Origin of the sequence: Nocardia brasiliensis (assembly GCF_042691675.1) — a bacterium.
Classification (GTDB): domain Bacteria; phylum Actinomycetota; class Actinomycetes; order Mycobacteriales; family Mycobacteriaceae; genus Nocardia; species Nocardia brasiliensis_D.
In genome coordinates this window covers 1,464,649-1,486,074 of sequence record NZ_CP170507.1, presented here as the reverse complement: position 1 = coordinate 1,486,074, position 21,426 = coordinate 1,464,649, and the positions used below count along the sequence as shown (strand labels likewise).

Here is a 21,426-nt window from a genome sequence, read left to right as displayed (position 1 = left end):
CAGAGCCTTCATACGGTCCACCGGGCTTGTAGCCGCTGTGAACCGTACGGAGGCTCTGTGCGATCAACAGCGGCGGCCGGGGTCAGCCGAGGAGTTTGGCGCGGAGGGCGTTGTCCTTTTCCAGGACCATTTTTTCCAAGCCTGCCTGGAACTGTTCCATCCGGGTGCGCAGGGTGGGGTCGTGGGCGGCGAGGATGCGGACCGCCAGCAGGCCGGCGTTGCGGGCGCCGCCGATGGAGACGGTGGCGACGGGGACACCCGCGGGCATTTGGACGATGGAGAGCAGGGAGTCCATGCCGTCGAGGTATTTGAGGGGGACGGGGACGCCGATGACCGGGAGGGCGGTGGCCGAGGCGACCATGCCGGGGAGGTGGGCGGCGCCGCCCGCGCCCGCGATGATGACCTGGAGGCCGCGGCCTGCGGCTTCGCGGGCGTAGTCGAGCATGCGCTGAGGGGTGCGGTGCGCCGAGACGACGCCGACCTCGAAGCGAACGCCGAACTCCGCCAGTGCTTCCGCGGCGGCTTCCATGGTCGGCCAGTCGGAGTCGCTGCCCATGATCAGGCCGACCTGTGGGTTACTCATTCCCGCGCCTCGCTTCGCTCACTGATGGGGATCCCATCCGTCGGTCCATACCGCGTGCGACATCCAATGTGCCGCCCGCTCAGCCTTTTCCCGCACCACGGCGACCTCGTCACCGAGGATGTTGACGTGCCCGATCTTGCGGTCCCGGCGTTCACCCTTGCCGTACATGTGCACCTTGGCGTCGGGCATCCGCGCGAACAGGTGGTGCAGCCGCTCGTCCATCGACATCGCGGGCGCCTCGGCCGCGCCGAGAATATTGGCCATCACGGTCACCGGGGCCAGCGGGCTGGTATCGCCGAGCGGATAGTCCAGCACAGCGCGCAGGTGCTGTTCGAACTGCCCGGTGCGGGCGCCGTCCATGCCCCAGTGCCCGGAGTTGTGCGGCCGCATCGCCAGCTCGTTCACCAGCAGCGTGCCGTCGTGGGTCTCGAACAGTTCCACCGCCATCGCGCCGACCACACCGAGCTGCCTGGCCAGGTTCAGCGCCAGTGTCTCCGCTGCCGCGGCCAGATCGTCGTCGAGGTCCGGCGCGGGCGCGATCACCACGGCGCACTGACCGTTGCGCTGCACGGTCTGCACCACCGGCCAGGTCGCGGCCTGGCCGAATGGCGAGCGCGCCACCATCGCCGACAGCTCACGCTTCAGATCCACCTTCGCCTCGGCGAGCAGTTGGCCGCCGCGCGCGAGTTGTTCGGCCACGATCGCCGTGGCCTCGTCCGCCGACTCCGGCATCCAGACGCCGCGGCCGTCATAACCGCCACGCACCGCCTTGAGCACGATCCGCCAGCCGTGCTCCTCGCCGAACCGCACCGCGTCGGCCACCGCGGCGACCGGCGCGAACGCGGGCACCGGCAGGCCCAGCTCGGACAGCTTGACGCGCATGGCCAGCTTGTCCTGCGCGAAGACCAGCGCGCTCGGCGGCGGCTGCACGTTCACGCCCTCGGCGACCAGCGCCGCCAGATGCTCGGTCGGCACGCCCTCATGGTCGAAGGTCAGCGCGTGCGACCCGACGGCGGCCTTACGCAGCGCCGTCAGATCGGTGTGACTACCCAGCACGACCTCCGGGCTGACCTGTGCGGCCGGGTCGTCGGGATTCTCGGCGAGTACGCGTAGCCGTTGGCCGAGCGCGATGGCCGCCTGATGCGTCATGCGCGCCAGTTGGCCGCCACCGATCATTGTGACGGTGGGCATAGCGGAAGGATCGAAAGAACGAGCGCTGCTCACGTCGGACAATATTGTCATGTCCGGCGCGAATGCCCCCAGGCGGGCGCGGCCAGCAGGCTTCCGTTCCGGGCCGCGTGCGCTCGGACGAGCGCGGGCAGGCCGACCGCGTACCGGTACACTCGGCCGCGTGTCATTCGTCGACGACGTGGTGAGCGTCCTTCCCAAGCCTCTCGCGAGGATCGCGCTCCGGCATCGGGAACTGATCAAGTTCGCCATCGTCGGCGCGACCACCTTTGTGATCGATAGCGGCATCTTCTACGCGCTGAAATGGACGGTACTTTCCGAGAAGCCGGTCACCGCGAAGATCATCTCCGGTGTCATCGCGGTTATCGCGTCCTACATCCTGAATCGCGAATGGTCGTTCCGGAACCGGGGTGGCCGGGAACGGCATCACGAGGCCTTGCTTTTCTTCGCGGTCAGCGGCGTCGGCGTGGTTCTCGCCTTTATCCCGCTGTGGATCTCGAGCTACGTCTTCGATCTGCGCCAGCCCGACGTCAGCTTCACCGTCGAGAACATCGCGGACTTCATCAGCGCCTTCATCATCGGTAATTTGCTGCAGATGACGTTCCGATTCTGGGCGATGCGCCGCTGGGTGTTTCCCGATGAGATGAACGAAATCGCCGCCGAATTCGAAGACCTGGTCGAAGAGGAATTCGGCCGCAATTGAGCGGCCCGCTCAGCGCGGCTCCGCGGCCACCGAATTCTGCGAGCGCGACGCGGACGAGCCGAGGAACACCGCGAACAGCGCGGGCCTGCGCCGCTGCAATTCGAGCCGTCCGCCGTCGGCCTCCACCAGCGCTCGGGCCAGCGCCAGCCCGACCCCGGTCGAGCCGCCCGCGGAGAAGCCGCGATCGAAGATGTGCGGCGCGAGTTCGTCACGCACCCCGTCGCCCTCGTCGGCGACCTCGACACACACCAGCGGTTCCCGATCGACCCCGGGCCGCACGGTACGCACCGACACCGTGCAGGTCCCGCCGCCGTGCATGAGCGCGTTGTCCACGAGCACCGCGACCGCCTCGCGCAGGCGCGATCCGGTGATCGGTGCGAGCAACGACTCGTCCCCGATAAGGGTCAGCTCGCGGCCCGCCTCGCTGAACGGATGCGTCCACTCGGCCACGACACCGCGCAACTCCTCCATCACCGGCACCGGATCGAGATCGGCGGCGTCCTCGTCGCGGGAGGCGCGGACCAGGTCGTCGATCGCCTCGGTGAGCCGATCCACCTGCGCCATGGCCTCCTCGGCCTCGTGCACCACCTCGGGGTCGGCGTGCGTGGACAACTCGTCCAGCCGCAGCCGGACCGCGGTGAGCCGGCTGCGCAGCTGATGTGAGACATCCGCCACCAGGGCGTGCTCGCGTTGCAGTCGCCCGGCGATCTCGACGGTGGCCGAGTCGAGCACGTCGGAGACCCGATCGAGTTCGGAGATCCCGTGCCTGCGCGGATCCGGCCGGAAGTCGCCCATGGCCAGCCGGGCCGCCCTGGCCGCCACATCACGCAGCGGATCGGCGACCCGGCGCGCGGTGATCACCGCGACCGATACCGCGGCCCCCAGTGAGGCGAGCACCGCCAGCGCTACCACGCCGACGGCCTGACGCTGCCTGGCGTGCATCGGCGCGGCGGGCACCTCCAGCCGGAGTGAGCCCTTTGTGCCCATCGACAGTGACTCCACCAGCGGGTCGGACACCTGATCCACGCCGACGTCCGCGCGCGAGGCGTTGTCGTGCGGGGCCGGATAGATGATGGTGAGCTTGCCGTCCGTCGGTATCAGCGGTTCCACCGCTCGGGTGTCGAGTTCGCCGAGCACCATGCCGTCGCCGTGTTCCTGGACGATGATCGCGGCCGCGATCCGCTCGAGTTTGCTCTGCAGGTCGTCGCGAGTGATGTCCTCCACCCACAGCCAGGCCGTGTAGATCAGCGGCACCCCGAGCACCACCGTGGTGAGGGTCAGCACGGTGAGCATGGACCGCAGGATTCTGCGTCGCACGTCAGTCGGTGTTCAGCCGGAAGCCGACACCGCGCACGGTGACGATGCGCCGCTCGGCCATCGGGCCCTCGTCCCCGATCTTGCGACGCAACCAGGACATGTGCATATCCAGCGTCTTGGAGCCGCGCAACTCGGCGTCGCCCCAGACCTCGCGCAGGATGGTCTCTCGCGGCACCACCTGGCCTGCGCGGTCGATCAGCACCTTCAGCAGCTCGTACTCCTTGTTGGCCAGGCCGATCTCGACGCCGTTCACCAGCACCCGCCGCGCGGCGGGCTCGAGCCGGATGCCGCCGACCTCCACGGTGTCGTCGCCGATGCCGCTGCGCCGCAACAAGGCTCGTACCCGGGCCAGCAGCTCGGCGAGCCGGAACGGCTTACCGACGTAATCGTCGGCGCCCGCGTCCAGTCCGACCACGAAATCGACCTCGTCGGTGCGCGCGGTGAGCATCAGCACGGCCAGGTCGGCGCCGCGGGCCCGGACCTGACGACACACCTCCAGCCCGTCCATGCCGGGCAGGCCGAGGTCGAGAATGAGCAAATCGTGATGGCCCTCCAGGGCCCGCTCGAGCACGGCGGGGCCGAACCGCTCGACGGTGACCGAGTAGCCCTCGCGCCCCAGTGCGCGCGACAACGGCGCGGCAATCGCCTCGTCGTCTTCTGCAAGCAGTACGGCCGTCATATGACCAGGTTAACGTTCATCGGTAGTCGCCGCGCTCGTCCCAGCGCTCGTCCCGGCCGTTACCGGCCTGTTCGACGTCGAAGACTTGGTGATAGAGCAACGCGTGCACCTGCTGCACGGCCGGGATGTCGTCGAACTCGAGCGGCTCCGAGGAGGACGACTCGATGATCAGCGTTCCGGTGCCGAGCATCCGGTCGAAGATCCCGTGCCGGAACTGCACGCTGGAAATGCGGCTCATCGGAATGTCGATGCCGGTGTGCGTGAGCACGCCCTGCCGGACCAGCACGCGGCGGTCGGTGATGATGAAATGCGTCGACTTCCAGCTGAGCATCGGTGCGACACAACGCCATCCGACGATGATCAGCCAGATGACGAGCACCGCGATCAGCAGTGCCGTCCGCGCGGTGCCCTCGGGAGCTTTGCGCGAAGCGAGTCCCCCGGCGAAACCCGCGAGCGCGGTGCCGACGATCAGCGTCACGATCGGCCAGAACAGCATTTTCCAATGCGGATGACGATGAAGAATCAGCTGCTCTTCCGGCGCAAGCACGTCCTCCGGATAACCCATGGCCGGAACACTACCGCGCGAAGATGCCGAATTGCCTGACACCGAAGCGCGTCGTGCTGCACAATCGTCTGCCTGCGTGTGTCGCAACCGCGCATGGAGTTCTCCGCTCGATCTGGCTCGAAGCTGTAGTCCGTAAGCAGCTCTGCTCGTACAAAGTCGCCGAATACGACCGTGGAGGCATGTGTGACCAAGGATCTGACTCAGCTGGAAATCCTGACCGAACTCGAGCCGGTGGCCGAGCAGAATCTGAACCGGCACCTGGCGTTGGCGAAGGACTGGCACCCGCACGACTACATCCCGTGGGACCAGGGCCGCAATTTCGCCGCGATGGGCGGACAGGACTGGGCGCCGGAGCAGTCGAAGCTGAGTGAGGTGGCCAAGATCGCGATGATCACCAACCTGCTCACCGAGGACAATCTGCCCTCTTACCATCGCGAGATCTCGGAGAACTTCTCCAACGACGGCGCGTGGCGTACCTGGGTGGGCCGCTGGACCGCCGAGGAGAACCGGCACGGCATCGTGATGCGGGACTACCTGGTGGTTACCCGCGGCGTCGATCCGGTCGCCCTGGAAGAGGCGCGGATGATCCACATGACCAATGGCGCGCATTCCCCCGACAACTGGGGCGGGTTCCTGGAAAACGTTGCCTACGTGACCTTCCAGGAGCTGGCCACCCGGGTTTCCCACCGCAACACGGGCCGGGTGTGCAACGATCCCGTCGCCGATCGCATGCTGCAGCGCATCGCCGCCGACGAGAACCTGCACATGATCTTCTATCGCACCCTGTGCGGCGCGGGCCTGGACCTGGTGCCGGATCAGGCGATGATGGCGATCACCAAGATCCTGACCCACTTCGTCATGCCGGGCGCGGGCATGCCCAACTTCCGCCGCAACGGCGTGATGATGGCCAAGCACGGCATCTACGACCTGCGTCAACACCTGGAGGACGTGGTGGCGCCGGTGCTCAAGCAGTGGAACATCTTCGAGCGCACCGACTTCGGACCGCGCGGCGAGCAGGCGCGCGAAGAGCTCGGCGTGTTCATCGAGAAGCTCGAGCAAGACGTGCTCAAATTCGAGGAACAGCGCGACCGGATGTTCGCCAGGGAAGCGGCCAAGGCAGCACTGCAGCCCGCGTGAGTTGACAACAGCCGCATACGTTTTGACTTTCCGCACCAGCAATTCACCAGTGATTACCGGTGCGGGAAATCAAAGCGTGTGCGGCTGAGGTGATTTCAGTATTCGGCGCGCAGCTTCAGTATTCGGCGCGCAGGTGGGTCACGTCGCCCGCGGACACGGCACGGTCGCCGATCAGCAGACGGCCCGCGTCATCGATATCGGTGGCGACGCCGGTCAGCGTCTGACCGCCGGGCAGTTCGGCACGGACCTGCTTGCCGAGCGTGGCGCACCGCTCGCGGTAGGCGGCGGCCAGGTCGGCCGTCTTCCAGCCCGCGTCGCGCCAGCCGGTGAAACGGCGGGCGAATTCGGCCAGCATCGCCTGCGCGAGCAGTGTTCGGTCGGTGACCGACGCGCCAGCCAGCGTGAGCGAAATAGCGTGGGGCACCGGCAGTTCCGTCTCGGTGAGGCTCACGTTCAGCCCCATCCCGACGACCACCGCCGGCACCTCGCCGCTCGCCGCGACCTCCGCCAGGATGCCCGCCACTTTGCGGCCATCGACCAGCACATCATTGGGCCACTTGAGGTTCGCGTGCACGTTTGCCGTCGCGCGCAGTGCGTCCACCACGGCGATACCGGTGAGCAGCGGCAGCCAGCCGAGCGCCGCGGGCTCGATCCCGGGCAAGCGCACCAGCACCGACATCGAGATCTGCGCCCGCGGCGGACTGACCCAGGTACGTGCGTGTCTCCCGCGCCCTTGCTCCTGCGCCTCTGCAAGGAGTACCGCGCGATCGGCGTCCGGATCGCCTGCTCGCGCGATCAGGTCCGCATTGGTGGACCCGGTCGACTCCACCACGTCGATGTGGTGGAAGAACGACAGCTCGGGCGAATCGATGAGACTGCGCCGCAACTGCTCTGCATCCAAGGGGGGCCTGTGCACACCCGGCAGGCTACTCGGTGCCCGGTGCCTCAACCGACGAGGTCATACCCCATGATCGCCAGGTATACCGCCATCCGGTCCGCACCATCGGAATCCCCCTCGATCGCCGCGGTCGTGAAATCCGGGTCGACGATCGTCGGCTCGGTCTCGGTCTGCTGCCAGCTCGTCCACGACGCCGCGGCCGCGTATTCCGCGACGGTCTTGCTCCATTCCCACATAACTGGGCCCTCCCCCTGAGCTCGAAAATTGGACTCTCCCAGAATAACTGGGTGCCTATCCGCGGCGATACCGATTTTCTATGACCCGAACGCGCCGAACCACCTGGAACTTTTCGGCCAGAACATGATCTAGCTGCGCTTTTCTACCCGCCGGTAAGCCGTACTCGGTTAGAGCGATGCACTGCCACTCGTTACACTCCGGAGCCATGACGAGTGTCCAGCAGCAGTCCGCGCAAGATCCGGCGGGCGCCCCCGACATCCACACCACCGCCGGGAAGCTGGCTGACCTGCGGAATCGGCTGGAAGAGGCCAAGCACCCGATGGGTGAGGCCGCGGTCGACAAGGTGCACGCCAAGGGCAAGATGACGGCCCGCGAGCGCATCCTGGCACTGCTGGACGAGGGCTCCTTCGTCGAACTCGACGCACTGGCCCGGCATCGCAGCGTGAATTTCGGTCTGGACAAGAATCGGCCGCTCGGCGACGGCGTGGTGACCGGGTACGGCACCATCGACGGCCGCGACATCTGCATCTTCAGCCAGGACGTCACCGTGTTCGGCGGCAGCCTCGGTGAGGTCTACGGCGAGAAGATCGTCAAGGTGATGGATCTGGCGCTGAAGACCGGCCGCCCGCTGGTCGGCATCAACGAGGGCGCCGGCGCGCGCATCCAGGAGGGTGTCGTCTCGCTCGGCCTCTACGGCGAGATCTTCCACCGCAACATCCAGGCCTCCGGGGTGATCCCGCAGATCTCGCTGATCATGGGTCCGGCCGCGGGCGGGCACGTGTACTCCCCCGCGCTCACCGACTTCGTGGTGATGGTCGACGGGACCAGCCAGATGTTCGTCACCGGACCCGACGTCATCAAGACGGTCACCGGCGAGGACGTCACCATGGAGGACCTCGGCGGCGCGCACACGCACATGGTGAAATCCGGTGTCGCGCACTACGTCGCCTCCGGTGAACAGGACGCGCTCGACTACGTCAAGGACCTGCTGTCCTACCTGCCGAGCAACAACCGCGCCGAGGCGCCGCGCTTCCCCGCTTCCGACCCGATCGACGGCGCCATCGAGGACTCGCTCACCGAGGAAGATCTCGAGCTGGACTCGATCATCCCGGATTCGCCGAACCAGCCGTACGACATGCACGAGGTGATCCGTCGCCTGCTCGACGACGACGAATTCCTCGAGGTGCAGGCCGAGCGCGCGATGAACATCATCATCGGCTTCGGCCGGATCGACGGCCGCAGCGTCGGCATCGTGGCCAACCAGCCGACCCAGTTCGCGGGTTGCCTCGACATCGACGCCTCGGAGAAGGCGGCCCGGTTCGTGCGCACCTGCGACGCGTTCAACATCCCGATCATCACCCTGGTGGACGTGCCCGGCTTCCTGCCCGGCACCGGCCAGGAATACAACGGCATCATCCGGCGTGGCGCGAAGCTGCTGTACGCCTACGGCGAGGCCACTGTGGGAAAAATCACGATCATCACGCGCAAGGCCTACGGCGGCGCTTACGACGTCATGGGTTCCAAGCACATGGGCGCCGATGTGAACCTGGCCTGGCCGACCGCGCAGATCGCGGTGATGGGTGCTTCCGGCGCCGTCGGGTTCGTCTACCGCAAGCAGTTGCAAGAGGCCGCGCAGAGCGGCGCCGACGTCGATGCGCTGCGTCTCGAGCTGCAGAACGAGTACGAGGACACCTTGGTCAACCCCTACATCGCCGCCGAGCGCGGTTATGTGGACGCGGTCATTCCGCCCTCGCACACCCGCGGCCAGATCGTCTCGGCGCTGCGCCTGCTCGAGCGCAAGATGGTAACCCTGCCGCCGAAGAAGCACGGCAACATCCCGCTGTGATTCGGACCGCAACATGCGGCTCGGGACAAGCGATACCCTCGGGAGGCCGCGCACACTGGTTGCAGAGACGCAATGAGTGGATCCGAGGATGATCGCATCATCCATATGCTTATCTCGACTATGGGAACACGCCTGATCAGGCAAAGAGAGGATCTGGCACTGTGACGACCGTGGCAGAAGAAGATGTATTGACCGCCGCTGAACTGGACCTCATCGCCAATGAGGTCGAGTCGGCGGGGGACGCCGGTACGGCCGCACCCGCGGCAACCGAGCCGCTGTTTCGCGTCGTGAAGGGCAACCCGAGCGACGAGGAGCTGGCGGCACTGGTCTGCGTGTTGTCCGCCGCCGCGAACAGCGGCACGGCCGGCCCGACCGGGCCGGCGGACATGTGGGGCCGCCCCACGTTCATGCACCGGGGCACCTCACCGTTCTCCCCCTACGCCTTCCCGCAGCTGTCGCACCTGCGCGGGTGACCAAGCTCGTTCTCGCCTCCGCGTCCCCCGCTCGCCGGGAAGTTCTCCGGTCGGCGGGCATCGATCCGATCGTCCGGGTCTCCGATGTCGACGAGGACGCGGTCGCGGCGGCGCTACCCGACGGCACCCCACCCGAGGTTGTCGTCGTCGAGCTGGCCAAGGCCAAAGCCGCGGCGGTTGCCGCGACCATTCCCGAATTCGGCGCCGATTGTGTTGTCGTCGGCTGTGATTCGATGCTGCTGGTGGACGGCGAGCTGCAGGGCAAGCCGCACACCGCCGAGGTCGCCCGGGCCCGCTGGGGCGAAATGACCGGGCGCAGCGCCGATCTGGTGACCGGGCATTGCGTCCTCCGGCTACAGGACGGCCGGATCACCGCCGAAGCCGTCGACTGCAGTTCCACCACAGTGCATTTCGCCAAGCCCGAACCGGATGAGCTGGACGCCTACATCGCCACCGGCGAGCCGCTGCAGGTGGCGGGCGCGTTCACCCTCGACGGTCTCGGCGGCTGGTTCGTCGACCGCATCGACGGCGATCCGTCGAGCGTGATCGGCATCGGGCTACCACTGCTGCGCCGACTGCTTGGCGACGTTGGGGTCGCCGTTACGCAGCTGTGGGGCCACACGCCCGGCTGATGGGGGTGCGATCAGCGGCTCCGACGCGCTCGCGTCGCCGCCGACCGCGGGTACCGTGGCGACCTCGCGGGTCTCCGGTTCGCGACGCATCTCCTGCTCCCGCCGCGCCAACATCTCCAGCCGGACCACGCACAGTTCCGGCTCCACGAACGGATGCAGCCGCACGTTCACCTCCCCGCGCGCGCCGTTGCGGTCCAGCACCTCTTTGATCAGTCCCAGATGTACGCCGCAGACCACTTCGGAGTGCGTGCGCGCGAGTTCTCGCAGCGGGCAGGCGGTCAACCGGATCAGTGCCTGCTCATTGGTCTCGGTGTTCGGGTCGCGTTCCGGTGCGAAGCCGAGCTCCGAAAGCAGCGTCATGGTGACGTCTTTGGCGTCCTCCAGGGATTCGACCCGGTGGTCACCGGCGTCCAGCTTCGCGCCCCAGGCCCGGCCCGCCGCGATGGCCGCCTCGGAGCGCCGGCGCGGATCCGGGCCGAGCTGGTCGGCCAGCACCTGCGCGAGTTCCTGGTAGCCGACCGATCGCTGCACCGCGCTGTATCCGATGCGCGGACGACCGCGACCCCGCGGCGGTTGCTGAAATTGGCGCACCAGGGATTCCCTCGTGAGCACGTCCAGATGAAACCGAACCGTGGTGACGTGTTGTCCGGTGATTCTGGCCAGTTCCTGGGCGTCGAGAGGCTCGCTGGCGCCACGTAGGATCGCGAGCAGTCGCCGCCGCGGCCAAGAATCGGACATAGCTCACCCCTCCTCCCGGGAGACTTTATCGGATGTAGGTGCAATTTATTCGCTACTTCAGCCGATTTGTGATCTGAAACGAGAGTCGTTAACGCCTCACACATACCATCGCTGTGAGACCCGAACCGCTGAAACCACCGTCTACCACGCGTGAAGGACCCACATCGTGCCCGCTGCTCCGGACCCACATCCCTCATTCGGTTCTTACGCACATCCTCACCGACTAGTAACCACGGAGTGGCTGTCGGCAAACATCGGCACCTCGGGACTCAAGATCGTCGAGTCCAACGAGGACATATTGCTTTATGACATCGGACATGTTCCTGGCGCTATCAAGATCGACTGGCGGGGCGATCTGAACGATCCGGTCACCCGTGACTACATCGACGGTGCCCGATTCACCGAGTTGATGCGCGCCAAGGGAATCGAGCGAGACGATACCGTGGTGATCTACGGTGACCGGGGCAACGCGCAGGCGGCACACACATTGTGGGTCTTCACTTTGTTCGGACACGTCGATGTGCGGTTGCTGGACGGCGGCCGGGGCGCCTGGATTTCCGAGGAACGCGACACCACCTTCGACGTCCCGCCCATCACCCCGAGCGACTATCCCGCCGTCACCCGCGACGACAGCAGCGTGCGCGCGTTCCGTGAAGACGTGCTCGCCCACCTGGGCAAGCCGCTGATCGATGTGCGCTCGCCCGAGGAGTACTCCGGCGAGCTCATCCAGCCGCCGATCAACCCGGAGGACGCCGCGCTGCGCGGCGGGCACATCCCCACCGCGGTGAACATTCCGTGGACCGAGGCGTTCAACAACGACGGCCGGTTTCGCTCGCGCGCCGAACTGGACGCGATCTACCGAGCCCTGGCCGTCGAGGACGAGCTGGTGGTCTACAGCCGGGTCGGCGAGCGGTCCAGCCACACCTGGTTCGTGCTCACCTATCTGCTCGGGTTCGACACCGTGCGCAACTACGACGGTTCATGGACCGAATGGGGCAACTCGGTGCGGATGCCGATCGCCAAGGGGACTGAACCCGGTGCGGCGCCCGTCGGTACCGGCCGCCGGGCTCGCGCCAAGTAGCGCACGCACGGCTTTCACCTCGCACCGGCCGAGTGTGATGCATGACCTACTGTCCAGTAGGAGTGGCCGAGTTCGGCGTCTGTTGGCAGACTGCCTACACTCGCCCGAGACGTAGTTTGTCGACCACGGGGCGACCAAAAGATTTCACACAGGAGGCTCAGTGCCCAGCCATGCCAGCGCACGGATCACGAAGGTACTCGTAGCTAACCGAGGCGAGATCGCCGTGCGCGTGATCCGGGCGGCCAAGGACGCCGGCATCGGCAGCGTCGCGGTCTACGCCGAGCCCGATGCCGAGGCGCCGTTCGTGAAGCTTGCCGACGAGGCGTTCGCGCTGGGTGGCCAGACTTCGGCCGAGTCGTACCTGGTGTTCGACAAGATCCTCGATGCCGCGGCCCGTTCCGGCGCCGACGCCATCCACCCCGGTTACGGATTCCTGTCCGAGAACGCCGACTTCGCCCAGGCGGTGATGGACGCGGGGCTGATCTGGATCGGGCCCTCGCCGCAGTCGATCCGCGATCTCGGAGACAAGGTCACCGCGCGGCACATCGCCGAGCGCGCCAAGGCGCCGATGGCCGCGGGTACCAAGGACCCGGTGAAGAACGCCGACGAGGTCGTCGCCTTCGCCAAGGAATACGGTGTGCCGGTCGCGATCAAGGCCGCCTTCGGTGGCGGCGGGCGTGGGATGAAGGTCGCCCACAGCATCGAGGAGATCCCCGAGCTGTTCGACTCGGCCACCCGTGAGGCGGTCGCGGCGTTCGGTCGTGGTGAGTGCTTCGTCGAGCAGTACCTGGACAAGGCCCGCCACGTCGAGGCCCAGGTCATCGCCGACAAGCACGGCAACGTGGTGGTCGCCGGTACCCGCGACTGCTCGCTGCAGCGGCGGTTCCAGAAGCTGGTCGAGGAGGCCCCCGCGCCGTTCCTCTCCGACGAGGTGCGCGCGAAGATCCACGCCTCGGCCAAGGCGATCTGCCGGGAGGCCGGCTACTACGGTGCGGGCACGGTGGAGTACCTGGTCCAGGGTGAGACGGTGTCGTTCCTCGAGGTGAACACCCGCCTTCAGGTCGAGCACCCCGTCACCGAGGAAACCGCGGGCATCGACCTGGTGCGTCAGCAGTTCCGCATCGCCAACGGCGAGGAACTGACCATCACCGAGGACCCGACCCCGCGGGGGCACTCGTTTGAATTCCGTATCAACGGCGAGGACGCCGGGCGTGGCTTCCTGCCCGCCCCCGGCCCGGTGACGGTGTACAAGGAGCCCAGCGGCCCCGGCGTGCGCGTGGATTCCGGTGTGGTGGCAGGCAGCGTGATCGGCGGACAGTTCGACTCGATGCTGGCCAAGCTAATCGTCACCGGCGAGAATCGCACCCAGGCACTCGAACGCGCCCGCCGCGCGCTGGCCGAGTTCGAGGTCGACGGGCTCGCCACGGTCATCCCGTTCCACCGGGCGATCGTCGAGGATCCCGCGTTCATCGGTGACGGCGAGAAGTTCGACGTCTACACCAAGTGGATCGAAAACGAGTGGAAGAACACCGTCGAGCCGTACACCGGCAGCGCACCGGCCGACGAGAACGAGGACCTGCCCCGGCAGAGGGTGGTCGTCGAGGTCGGCGGGCGTCGCGTCGAGGTGTCGCTGCCCGGCCAGTTCAGCCTCGGCGGCGGTGCCGTCGCGGCCGCGGGCAACGGCGCCGGTGTGGTGCGCAAGAAGCCCAAGCCGCGCAAGCGTGGTGGCGCCGGCGCCGGTGCGGCCTCCGGTGACGCGGTCACCGCGCCGATGCAGGGCACCGTGGTGAAGGTGGCGGTCGAAGAAGGCCAGTCCGTCGAGGCGGGCGACCTGATCGTGGTGCTCGAGGCGATGAAGATGGAGAACCCGGTCAACGCGCACAAGGCGGGTGTGGTCACCGGGCTGGCGGTTGAGGCCGGTGCCGCGATCACCCAGGGCACGGTACTCGCCGAGATCAAGTAAGGCCGTGGTAGTTCTCGCGTAAACGCAGGGCGAACACCGTTTCGAGCGGGCGCTGGACAATGACGTCCGCGCCCGCTCTGTCGTATCGTGGTCCGGTGACCAGTACGCCGAGCGTGTCCGCCGTCGCTGCGGTGATCCACGCCCGTCGCGCCGCGGGCAGCCGCGCCGACGGGAACCGGCTGGTACTCGTCGTCGAGGGTGGCGGCAGCCGGGGCGTGTATTCCAGCGGCATGGTCTCGGCCCTCGAGGAACTGGGTCTCGGCTCGGTATTCGATGCCGTCTACGGGACCTCCGCGGGGGCGATCAACGGTGCCTGGCTGCTGTGCGGCCGTGCGGTGGCCGGCATGCGTTCCTGGACCGATCCGGCGATCATGCGCCGCGCCATCGACCCGACCCGGTTACTGCGCGGGCGACCCGCGTTCGACTTGCACTACCTGGTGCACCAGGTCTACGACGGCATCGAGCCGATGGATTTCCCGGCGATCCTGGCCAATCCCACCACCTTTCATCCCATCGCCACCGACATCCGCACCGGCCGCGCGGTCGACCTGCACCCGCACATCGTCGACAAACGCACACTGTTAGGCGCGCTGCGCGCCTCCGCGGGCCTGCCCATCCTCGCCGGTCCACCGGTCCCGCTCGGCGGTTCGCATTACTTCGACGGCGGCCTGGCCGAAACCGTGCCCATCCGCACCGCGGCCCGCGACGGCGCCACCCACGCCCTGGTCCTGCGTACCCGCCGCATCGACGAACAGCGACCGCCCGCGTCCCGCCTGCACCGCGTCGTCGGCGGCGGTTATCTGCGCGTCGCCGCTCCCGGCGCCTACCGTGCTTGGCTGCAACGCCCCCTCCAGCAGGCGATCGAAGACCGCGCCCTGGCCGATCTCGGCGACAGCGTTCTGCAAATCCACCCGCCTGCCGGTTCCCCCGACATCGACAGCGCCGCCCGCGACACTGCCCTGCTCGCCGAAGCCCTCGATATCGGCCGCCACGCGGTCCACACGGCACTCTCCGACACGGCCCGCGTCGCCTGACCTCGTCGGGGCGGGCTAATCCAGCTGGACGGCGACACCGTTGGAGAGCATGAAGTCGTGTAGTTCGAGATGGTCGGGAGTGGTTTCCGGCGGGACGTCGAAGACCAGTTGGGTGGTCGCGGACTCGCCGGGGGGCAATTCGAAGGAATAGCCGTAGCGCTGCTGGGCGACCTGCCACATGGTGGCGGTGGCATTGTGGTCGAACGGGGTGCCCTGCGCGTCGAACAGGCGCTGCCCGAGTGGGAGGAACCATTTCGACTCGTCGGAGATGTTGCGGACCGCGAGCGTGACGATCACGAACGAACCCGCCGCGACCTGGAGGCCGACCCTGGGCACGCCGGTATCGACATCGGTCACCACGAACTCGAATTTGCCGTCCCGCACCGGAGTTCCGGCGCCTGCCTGCACCGCCGGTTGGGGTCGGTCCGGTGGTGGCGCCGGATTCTCCTCGGCCATCGCCGTGGGCGGTGGCGCACCTGTCCCGCCGGAATCCCCCATCCTGCTGCCCGAGGCCAGCAGCGCGAGGCACCCCGCCGCCAGCATGAACGGGGTCAGAAAGACGACGACCAAAGCCCCGATCACCTTGGACAACACACCGCCGCGCTTGCGCCTCGGCCGCACCGCGGGCACCACCGGTGGTCGCCGACGAGCCCGCGAATACTTCTGATACTTCGGCGGTTTCGCCGGTTTCGGAAACACTCGCCGCCCGTAGCCGACGGGGTAGGGCGACCGCGGGACCACCGGCCGGAGCGCCACCCCATCCGGACGCGCATGCCGCACCGCAGGATTGACCCGCGGAACCACGACTCCCGGCTTCGACTGCGGCAGCACATGTCTCGAAGGCGGCACGACCGGTACGTCGAGTCGGGTCTGCACCCGAGTAGGTGACGGGCCCGGTTCCGGCAGAACCTTTGTCGGCGCAGGCGATTTCGCTGGAGGCGGTGGCGAGACTGGTCGGATGCCGATCGCGGCGTTGGCGGCGGTGGCGAAATCGCCTGCGGTGGAATAGCGGTCGGCGGGGGACTTAGCCATGGCGCGGGCGATGACGGCGTCCAGGGCGGGCGGGACCGCGGCGTTGCGGAGTGCGGCGCGGGGTGGGTCGGTCATCAGGTGGGCGTGCATCTGCTGGGCGGGGTCGGTGTCGCCGTAGGGGCGGGCACCGGTCAGACATTCGTAGAGGACGCAGGCGAGGGAGTAGACGTCGGAGCGGGCGTCCGCCTTGCCGGTGAATCGTTCCGGTGCCATGTAGGCCAAGGTGCCGATCGCCAGTCCGGTGGTGGTGACCGCGGTCTGCCCGATGCCGTGTGCGATGCCGAAGTCGATCAGGTAAGCGAAGCCACTGGCGTGCACAACAATATTGGACGGCTTGACGTCCCGGTGCACCAATCCGGCGCGATGCGCCACCTCGAGCGCCGCGGCGACCTGCCCGACGATGCCGACAGCCGCGGCCGGACCCAGCGCCCCGGCGGCGATCATGCTCGCCAGATCCTGACCTTCGACGAATTCCATATCAATGAACAGCCGCCCATCGATCTCCCCGAACCGATGGATCCGCGGGATATGCGGATCACGCAACCTGGTCACAACTTCGGCTTCGCGCTCGAACCGCCTGCGATACCCCGCATCCGCCGCGAGCTCAGTCGGTAAGAGCTTCAACGCCACCCACCGCGCGCCCGCACTGTCATAAGCCAGCCAGACCTGCCCCATCCCGCCCCTGCCGAGCAACCGCTCCAGCCGATACCCTCCGAATCGCACCTCCCCCATCGCGAACCTCCAGTCACCGTCGACTTGTCCAGGCTCGGCCCGACCACCCGCGGCATCACCGAAAGACCAGCTCACACCGCGAACACCAGAGAACCCAACCTCCTTCGCAGCCTAACCGCACCCCCCACCCCCGGCCAGTGTGTCCTCAACAACACACCCACGAGCCGGGTGAGTCGCACGGCAGGGGCTACTTATTGGGCTTGGCGGGCTTGTCCGGCTTGTCGTGGCCGTTTCCGTGGCCGGATTTGTCGTTGTCCTGCTTGGGTTTGTCGGATACCGGTGGGGTGGGGATCCAATTCGCCAGGCGGCCTACAGTGGGGACGCATCGGAGGGGCGTGCCGTCTCGGGCGTGTGCGTTGGCATCGACCGCGGGATCGCACGGCTGCCAAGCCACCGGGATGGTGGCGATCGGCGGTGGGGCGGCAGCCGGAGCAGGGGTGTGCGCGGGCTCGGGCGGAGGTGTGCTCGTCGGCGCCGACGTAGGTGCGGGTGACGGCACAGCGGACGTAGTGGTCGGGACGGGTATGGGTGCGGCGGAATCGGTTTCGGACCCCCCGGGTTGCCCCAGCCACAGCGCCACGCCCACCGCCGCGAACAGGGCGAACAGGGCAGCGACCGCAATCCTGACCCTTGTCTCGTGCGGTGCACCCTCCGCTGGCTGCGCTGCCGCCGTCCCGGTCGGCTGTGCCGAAACGGCCGGGGCGTGCGGTCCCACTCCGCCGCCCGGCCGGACCTCTACTTCCTGGGGTGTGCTCGCATGTGCCTGCGTGCGTTCGGTTTCCGGCCACGCCACCCGGCCCTGGTCGGCAGCCGATCCCGGTCGTTCGGTCAGTCGTGGTCCTCCTGACGGGAATGGCTGGGGCAGTATGGATGTGGCCCGTATTGTGGCCGCGGCGGTTTCCACCGTCGTCGCATCCCATCCGGTCACCGCGGCGTATGCGGCAGAGGCCAATTCGCCTGCGCTGGACCAGCGTTGGGCGGGCTCCTTGGCCATACCGCGGGCGATCACGGCATCCAATTCCGCTGGCACAGTGTGATTCAGATCGGCGGCTTTCGGCGGGTCGGTCATCAAGTGGGCGACTAGGGCCTGCGTCGGGTCGGTGTCGCCGAAAGGCCTTCGAGCGGTCAGGCATTCGTAGAGCACGCAGGCGAGGGCGTATTGGTCGGAGCGGGCGTCGCCGGCACCCTGGAAGCGCTCCGGCGCCATATAGGCCAGGGTGCCGACCACGTGGCTGCTGGTGGTGATCGCGGGCTGATCGATCCGGTGGGCGGTACCGAAGTCGATCAGATGGACCAGGCCGCCCGGGCCGAGCATGATGTTGGACGGTTTGACGTCGCGATGCACCAGCCCGGCGCGATGGGCGGCGTCGAGCGCCGACGCCACCTGCACACAGATCCGCACCGCCCGCGCGGGCGACATCGGCCCCTCCCGCTGGAGCACCGCGCCGACGTCGGTGCCCTCGATGAACTCCATGTCGAGGTAGAGGCGGCCGTCGAGTTCGCCGAACGCGTGGATCGGCACGAGGTGCGGACCGCGCACCTGGGCCGCCAGCCGTGCCTCCCTGGTGAACCGCTGCCGATACGTCGGGTCGGTGGCCCACATGACGGAAAGCACCTTGAGTGCGACATCCCGATCGGTGGCTGTGTCGTGCGCGAGCCATACCTGGCCCGTTCCGCCGCTGCCGAGCAACCGATCGAGGCGATAGTGGCCGAACCACGTCTCACCCATGGCGTTGTACCTCCCGCTAGCCTCTTCCTCATGGAGGAGCTACCCGAAATTCGTATCGGCACCGCAGAGCGCGAGGAAGCGATGCGGCGACTGTCCGATCATTTCGCAGCCGGGCGGCTCAGCGTCGCGGAATTCGACGAGCGCAGCGCGGTGATCGCGGCGGCCGTCACGCGCGGCGATGTGGCGAAGGTTTTCACGGATCTGCCCGAACCGGTCGCCAAAGCCGTGGCGGCGCCTGCCAAATCGGCGTCCGGCTTCCTTTCGGAGTGGCCGGAACGGATCATGGCGGTGACCCCGATTCTCGCGGTCATCCTGTTCTTCACCACCGGCAGCTGGCTGTGGTTCCTGGCGATTCCGCTGATGGGCGCCTTGCTCTTCGGCGGAAGGCATGGCGGGCACGGGAACTGGCATGGGCACGGTCGCGAGGAGCGCAGGCACTGATGGAACCGATCGAAATCAACGCGGGCACTTGGTATCTGCGCGCATTACGCGCCGACGACCGCATCGATGACCGCCCGGCACTGGCGGCCGGCGGCATCACCGACCCCGATTACGTCGCGCTGCGCACCGCGGGCTGGGCGGACGAAACGCACTTCTCCTGGGCGGTCTGCGAACCGACGACCGCGGAGATGGTCGCCGAGGTCGGCGCGACGCCCGCCGACGACGGCACCGCCGAACTCACCGGCTGGGCACGCGAAGGATACGAACCCGCACTGGACGCGGGCCTGACAACTATCCGCAGATTCGTCACCGGTGCCCTGGGCCTGCACCCCACCCCCTGACTCCCGTCAGCTCGGTACCAGCCCTCCCGCGCACGTCCTTGCGAGACGCGCGCAGAATCACCAGCAATCGCGCACGCAGCGCGACGACTAGGTGCGCAGCGGCCGACACAGCGCGGCGCGCGACGGGCGGGTTCGCGAGGCGTCGCCGACATTCCGCCGCGATCAACAGCGGAATGCCGGAAACAATCCGTGCGGCACTACTCGAAGCCGGCCAGCACCCGGTCCAGCGCGTCGACCGCGGCATCCAGCTCGGCGGTGGTGACGGTCAGCGGCGGCCGGAAGCGGATGCCCCGGTCGCCGGTGCCGAGGATCAGCACGTGCTCACGCTCGCGCAACGCGGTGAGCACGTCGTCGCGCAGCTGCGCCGAGGACACGGTGATCGCGCACATCAGCCCGCGGCCGCGCGGCTCGCTGACGCTCGGATGCTGTGCGGCCAGTGTCCGCAGCCGCTCCAGCAGGTGTGCACCGAGTGCCCGGGACCGTTCGATGAGCGAATCCTGCTCGAGCACCTCGAGGATGCGCCGGACGCGCACCATGTCGGTGAGGTTGCCGCCCCAGGTCGAGTTGATCCGGGAGTTGACCACGAAGACGTTGTCGGGCACCTCGTCGACCCGCCCGCCCGCCATCACGCCGCACACCTGGGTCTTCTTGCCGAACGCGATGATGTCCGGCTCCAGCCCCAGTTGCTGGTAGGCCCACGTGGTTCCGGTCATGCCGACACCGGTCTGCACCTCGTCGAGCACGAACAGCGCGTCGTTCTCGTGACAGAGCCGCTGCATCGCCTGCAGGAACTCCGGCCGCAGGTGGCGGTCGCCGCCCTCGCCCTGAATCGGCTCGGCGATGAAACACGCTATGTCGTGCGGGTTTTCGGCGAATGCGCGCCGAGCCTGGTCCAGCGCCTCGGCTTCCGCCTGGGCGATGTCGTGGTCGTCGGACAGGAAGGGCGCGTCGATACGCGGCCAGTCGAACTTGGGGAACCGGGCGGTCTTCACCGGGTCGGTGTTGGTCAGCGACATCGTGTAGCCGGTGCGGCCGTGGAACGCGCCGGTCAGGTGCAGCACCTTGGTGCCGAGCTCCGGTGCGCGGCCGTTGCTTTCGTTGTGCCTGCTCTTCCAGTCGAACGCGATCTTGAGCGCGTTCTCCACGGCGAGCCCGCCGCCGTCGATGAAGAACAGGTGCGGGAGCCGCGGGTCGCCGAGCACCCGCACGAACGTCTCGACGAACCGCGCCATCTCCACGGTATAGATGTCGGAGTTGCTCGGCTTGTTGAGCGCGGCGGTCACCAGCTCGTCCCGGAAGGTGGCGTCCTCGGCCAACGCGGGGTGGTTCATCCCCAATGCGTTGGACGCGAAGAAGCCGAACATGTCCAGGTAGGTGCTGCCGTCGCGTTCGTCGACGAGCTTGCACCCGCGGGATTGTCGTAGGTCCAGCACCAAATCGAAGCCATCGGCAAGGATGCTGGCCGACAAGATCTCGTGCACCCGGGCGGCGGGGGTGACCGCCGGGCGGGTGCGTTCCAGTTCGATGGTCACGCCACCGAGGGTACGCAAAATTTACGGTATCTGTACAGGAAAGCGGATTAATTACACGTAACGGCTACCTGTCATAGAATGTCTGCAAGATGATGGTGCTTCGGGTCCTGACGTTGGCGGTCGCTCTGATCTCCTGCAGCAGCTGCTCGAGGTGCCGCGGCGAGGCCACCCGGACCAACAGCATGTAGCTCTCGTCGCCTGCCACCGAGTGGCACGCCTCGATCCCGGGGATGTGCTGCAACACTGCCGGAGCGTCATCGGGCTGCGACGGGTCGAGAGGAGTGATCGCGACGAATGCCGACAACAGCTGGCCGAGCGCCTCGGGGTCGACGTGCGCCGTATATCCGCGGATCACCCCGCGTGCTTCCAGCCTGCGCACCCGCGACTGCACGGCGGACACCGACAGGCTCGCCTTCTCGGCCAGGTTCGACAACGTGGCGCGTCCATCGGCCATCAATTCCCGAATCAGCAGGCGATCAATGTCGTCGAGCGCAGGTCGTGCAGGTGTATCCGCCATCAGCGAAGGCTAACCCAGGCGACCCGGC

The 21,426-nt window shown here is 67.5% G+C and carries 22 protein-coding genes; 10 read left to right on the top strand and 12 right to left on the bottom strand.

Annotated features, from left to right (window positions below; all coding sequences use genetic code 11):
• Nucleotides 1-82: 82 nt before the first annotated feature.
• Both purE and ACFK0J_RS06875 read right to left on the bottom strand, forming a co-directional pair.
• Entirely contained in the window at nucleotides 83-583 is a 501-nt protein-coding gene (gene purE, locus ACFK0J_RS06880) for a 5-(carboxyamino)imidazole ribonucleotide mutase (RefSeq protein ID WP_378737584.1), read from the bottom strand.
• A gap of 18 nt (nucleotides 584-601) precedes the next feature.
• Nucleotides 602-1,825: a 5-(carboxyamino)imidazole ribonucleotide synthase gene (locus ACFK0J_RS06875; RefSeq protein ID WP_378737582.1), complete on the bottom strand. Its 1,224-nt coding sequence runs from the start codon at nucleotides 1,823-1,825 to the stop codon at nucleotides 602-604.
• A 109-nt stretch (nucleotides 1,826-1,934) separates the two neighbouring features.
• Here ACFK0J_RS06875 and ACFK0J_RS06870 point away from each other — a divergent pair, with 109 nt between their 5' ends.
• Entirely contained in the window at nucleotides 1,935-2,474 is a 540-nt protein-coding gene (locus tag ACFK0J_RS06870; protein WP_378737580.1) for a GtrA family protein, read from the top strand.
• Between the two features lie 9 nt (nucleotides 2,475-2,483).
• Here the strand turns inward: ACFK0J_RS06870 and ACFK0J_RS06865 are convergent, their stop codons facing one another.
• The 3 genes from ACFK0J_RS06865 to ACFK0J_RS06855 are packed head-to-tail and all read right to left on the bottom strand — an operon-like array spanning nucleotide 2,484 to nucleotide 5,035.
• Complete coding sequence (locus ACFK0J_RS06865; RefSeq protein ID WP_378737578.1) at nucleotides 2,484-3,791, bottom strand: sensor histidine kinase; 1,308 nt, start codon at nucleotides 3,789-3,791, stop codon at nucleotides 2,484-2,486.
• A gap of 1 nt (nucleotide 3,792) precedes the next feature.
• Nucleotides 3,793-4,470 carry a response regulator transcription factor gene (locus tag ACFK0J_RS06860; protein WP_150408010.1) on the bottom strand — a complete coding sequence of 226 codons (678 nt, stop codon included), beginning with the start codon at nucleotides 4,468-4,470 and terminating at the stop codon, nucleotides 3,793-3,795.
• Nucleotides 4,471-4,486: 16 nt separating this feature from the next.
• Entirely contained in the window at nucleotides 4,487-5,035 is a 549-nt protein-coding gene (locus tag ACFK0J_RS06855) for a PH domain-containing protein (protein ID WP_378737575.1), read from the bottom strand.
• 183 nt (nucleotides 5,036-5,218) lie between these two features.
• Here ACFK0J_RS06855 and ACFK0J_RS06850 point away from each other — a divergent pair, with 183 nt between their 5' ends.
• Nucleotides 5,219-6,172 (top strand): acyl-ACP desaturase, encoded by a 954-nt coding sequence (locus tag ACFK0J_RS06850; protein ID WP_378737573.1) that lies wholly within the window; start codon nucleotides 5,219-5,221, stop codon nucleotides 6,170-6,172.
• A 115-nt stretch (nucleotides 6,173-6,287) separates the two neighbouring features.
• Here the strand turns inward: ACFK0J_RS06850 and ACFK0J_RS06845 are convergent, their stop codons facing one another.
• Complete coding sequence (locus ACFK0J_RS06845) at nucleotides 6,288-7,088, bottom strand: biotin--[acetyl-CoA-carboxylase] ligase (RefSeq protein ID WP_378737571.1); 801 nt, start codon at nucleotides 7,086-7,088, stop codon at nucleotides 6,288-6,290.
• A gap of 29 nt (nucleotides 7,089-7,117) precedes the next feature.
• The gene (locus ACFK0J_RS06840; protein WP_378737569.1) at nucleotides 7,118-7,306 is read right to left on the bottom strand and encodes a hypothetical protein; all 189 of its coding nucleotides are present in this window, start codon (nucleotides 7,304-7,306) and stop codon (nucleotides 7,118-7,120) included.
• A gap of 206 nt (nucleotides 7,307-7,512) precedes the next feature.
• Between ACFK0J_RS06840 and ACFK0J_RS06835 the strand changes: the two genes are divergently transcribed.
• From ACFK0J_RS06835 to ACFK0J_RS06825, 3 genes are all read left to right on the top strand, one after another.
• Nucleotides 7,513-9,153, top strand: coding sequence for an acyl-CoA carboxylase subunit beta (locus ACFK0J_RS06835; RefSeq protein WP_378737567.1), 1,641 nt, complete (start codon nucleotides 7,513-7,515; stop codon nucleotides 9,151-9,153).
• Nucleotides 9,154-9,314: 161 nt separating this feature from the next.
• Complete coding sequence (locus ACFK0J_RS06830; RefSeq protein WP_378737565.1) at nucleotides 9,315-9,626, top strand: acyl-CoA carboxylase subunit epsilon; 312 nt, start codon at nucleotides 9,315-9,317, stop codon at nucleotides 9,624-9,626.
• Complete coding sequence (locus ACFK0J_RS06825; RefSeq protein WP_378737563.1) at nucleotides 9,623-10,258, top strand: Maf family protein; 636 nt, start codon at nucleotides 9,623-9,625, stop codon at nucleotides 10,256-10,258. Before ACFK0J_RS06830 ends, ACFK0J_RS06825 begins: the two co-directional genes overlap by 4 nt.
• On the opposite strand, the gene ACFK0J_RS06820 is transcribed toward ACFK0J_RS06825, so the two are convergent.
• The gene (locus ACFK0J_RS06820; protein WP_378737561.1) at nucleotides 10,184-10,996 is read right to left on the bottom strand and encodes a helix-turn-helix transcriptional regulator; all 813 of its coding nucleotides are present in this window, start codon (nucleotides 10,994-10,996) and stop codon (nucleotides 10,184-10,186) included. The genes ACFK0J_RS06825 and ACFK0J_RS06820 overlap by 75 nt on opposite strands.
• Nucleotides 10,997-11,162: 166 nt before the next feature.
• Between ACFK0J_RS06820 and ACFK0J_RS06815 the strand changes: the two genes are divergently transcribed.
• From ACFK0J_RS06815 to ACFK0J_RS06805, 3 genes are all read left to right on the top strand, one after another.
• Nucleotides 11,163-12,077, top strand: coding sequence for a sulfurtransferase (locus ACFK0J_RS06815; RefSeq protein WP_378737559.1), 915 nt, complete (start codon nucleotides 11,163-11,165; stop codon nucleotides 12,075-12,077).
• A 160-nt stretch (nucleotides 12,078-12,237) separates the two neighbouring features.
• A complete protein-coding gene (locus tag ACFK0J_RS06810) occupies nucleotides 12,238-14,040 on the top strand; it encodes an acetyl/propionyl/methylcrotonyl-CoA carboxylase subunit alpha (protein ID WP_378737557.1) in 1,803 nt (600 codons plus the stop codon).
• Nucleotides 14,041-14,135: 95 nt separating this feature from the next.
• Complete coding sequence (locus tag ACFK0J_RS06805; RefSeq protein WP_378737555.1) at nucleotides 14,136-15,074, top strand: patatin family protein; 939 nt, start codon at nucleotides 14,136-14,138, stop codon at nucleotides 15,072-15,074.
• A 15-nt stretch (nucleotides 15,075-15,089) separates the two neighbouring features.
• Here the strand turns inward: ACFK0J_RS06805 and ACFK0J_RS06800 are convergent, their stop codons facing one another.
• Complete coding sequence (locus ACFK0J_RS06800; protein ID WP_378737554.1) at nucleotides 15,090-16,838, bottom strand: protein kinase; 1,749 nt, start codon at nucleotides 16,836-16,838, stop codon at nucleotides 15,090-15,092.
• Between the two features lie 187 nt (nucleotides 16,839-17,025).
• Nucleotides 17,026-18,567 carry a serine/threonine-protein kinase gene (locus tag ACFK0J_RS06795; RefSeq protein ID WP_378737552.1) on the bottom strand — a complete coding sequence of 514 codons (1,542 nt, stop codon included), beginning with the start codon at nucleotides 18,565-18,567 and terminating at the stop codon, nucleotides 17,026-17,028.
• Nucleotides 18,568-18,597: 30 nt separating this feature from the next.
• Here ACFK0J_RS06795 and ACFK0J_RS06790 point away from each other — a divergent pair, with 30 nt between their 5' ends.
• Nucleotides 18,598-19,008, top strand: a complete 411-nt coding sequence (locus tag ACFK0J_RS06790; protein ID WP_378737550.1) for a DUF1707 domain-containing protein — start codon at nucleotides 18,598-18,600, stop codon at nucleotides 19,006-19,008.
• A complete protein-coding gene (locus tag ACFK0J_RS06785) occupies nucleotides 19,008-19,349 on the top strand; it encodes a hypothetical protein (RefSeq protein ID WP_378737548.1) in 342 nt (113 codons plus the stop codon). Before ACFK0J_RS06790 ends, ACFK0J_RS06785 begins: the two co-directional genes overlap by 1 nt.
• Before the next feature lie 197 nt (nucleotides 19,350-19,546).
• On the opposite strand, the gene lat is transcribed toward ACFK0J_RS06785, so the two are convergent.
• Entirely contained in the window at nucleotides 19,547-20,881 is a 1,335-nt protein-coding gene (gene lat / locus ACFK0J_RS06780) for an L-lysine 6-transaminase (protein WP_378737546.1), read from the bottom strand.
• A gap of 64 nt (nucleotides 20,882-20,945) precedes the next feature.
• Entirely contained in the window at nucleotides 20,946-21,398 is a 453-nt protein-coding gene (locus ACFK0J_RS06775; RefSeq protein WP_150404358.1) for an Lrp/AsnC family transcriptional regulator, read from the bottom strand.
• Between the last annotated feature and the right edge of the window lie 28 nt (nucleotides 21,399-21,426).

Coding starts and splice junctions, on each gene's coding strand:
- purE (WP_378737584.1), bottom strand. CDS start 583: ATGAGTAACCCACAGGTCGGCCTGATCATGGGCAGCGACTCCGACTGG.
- ACFK0J_RS06875 (WP_378737582.1), bottom strand. CDS start 1,825: ATGACAATATTGTCCGACGTGAGCAGCGCTCGTTCTTTCGATCCTTCC.
- ACFK0J_RS06860 (WP_150408010.1), bottom strand. CDS start 4,470: ATGACGGCCGTACTGCTTGCAGAAGACGACGAGGCGATTGCCGCGCCG.
- ACFK0J_RS06855 (WP_378737575.1), bottom strand. CDS start 5,035: ATGGGTTATCCGGAGGACGTGCTTGCGCCGGAAGAGCAGCTGATTCTT.
- ACFK0J_RS06840 (WP_378737569.1), bottom strand. CDS start 7,306: ATGTGGGAATGGAGCAAGACCGTCGCGGAATACGCGGCCGCGGCGTCG.
- ACFK0J_RS06835 (WP_378737567.1), top strand. CDS start 7,513: ATGACGAGTGTCCAGCAGCAGTCCGCGCAAGATCCGGCGGGCGCCCCC.
- ACFK0J_RS06820 (WP_378737561.1), bottom strand. CDS start 10,996: ATGTCCGATTCTTGGCCGCGGCGGCGACTGCTCGCGATCCTACGTGGC.
- ACFK0J_RS06800 (WP_378737554.1), bottom strand. CDS start 16,838: ATGGGGGAGGTGCGATTCGGAGGGTATCGGCTGGAGCGGTTGCTCGGC.
- ACFK0J_RS06795 (WP_378737552.1), bottom strand. CDS start 18,567: ATGGGTGAGACGTGGTTCGGCCACTATCGCCTCGATCGGTTGCTCGGC.
- ACFK0J_RS06790 (WP_378737550.1), top strand. CDS start 18,598: ATGGAGGAGCTACCCGAAATTCGTATCGGCACCGCAGAGCGCGAGGAA.
- ACFK0J_RS06785 (WP_378737548.1), top strand. CDS start 19,008: ATGGAACCGATCGAAATCAACGCGGGCACTTGGTATCTGCGCGCATTA.
- ACFK0J_RS06775 (WP_150404358.1), bottom strand. CDS start 21,398: ATGGCGGATACACCTGCACGACCTGCGCTCGACGACATTGATCGCCTG.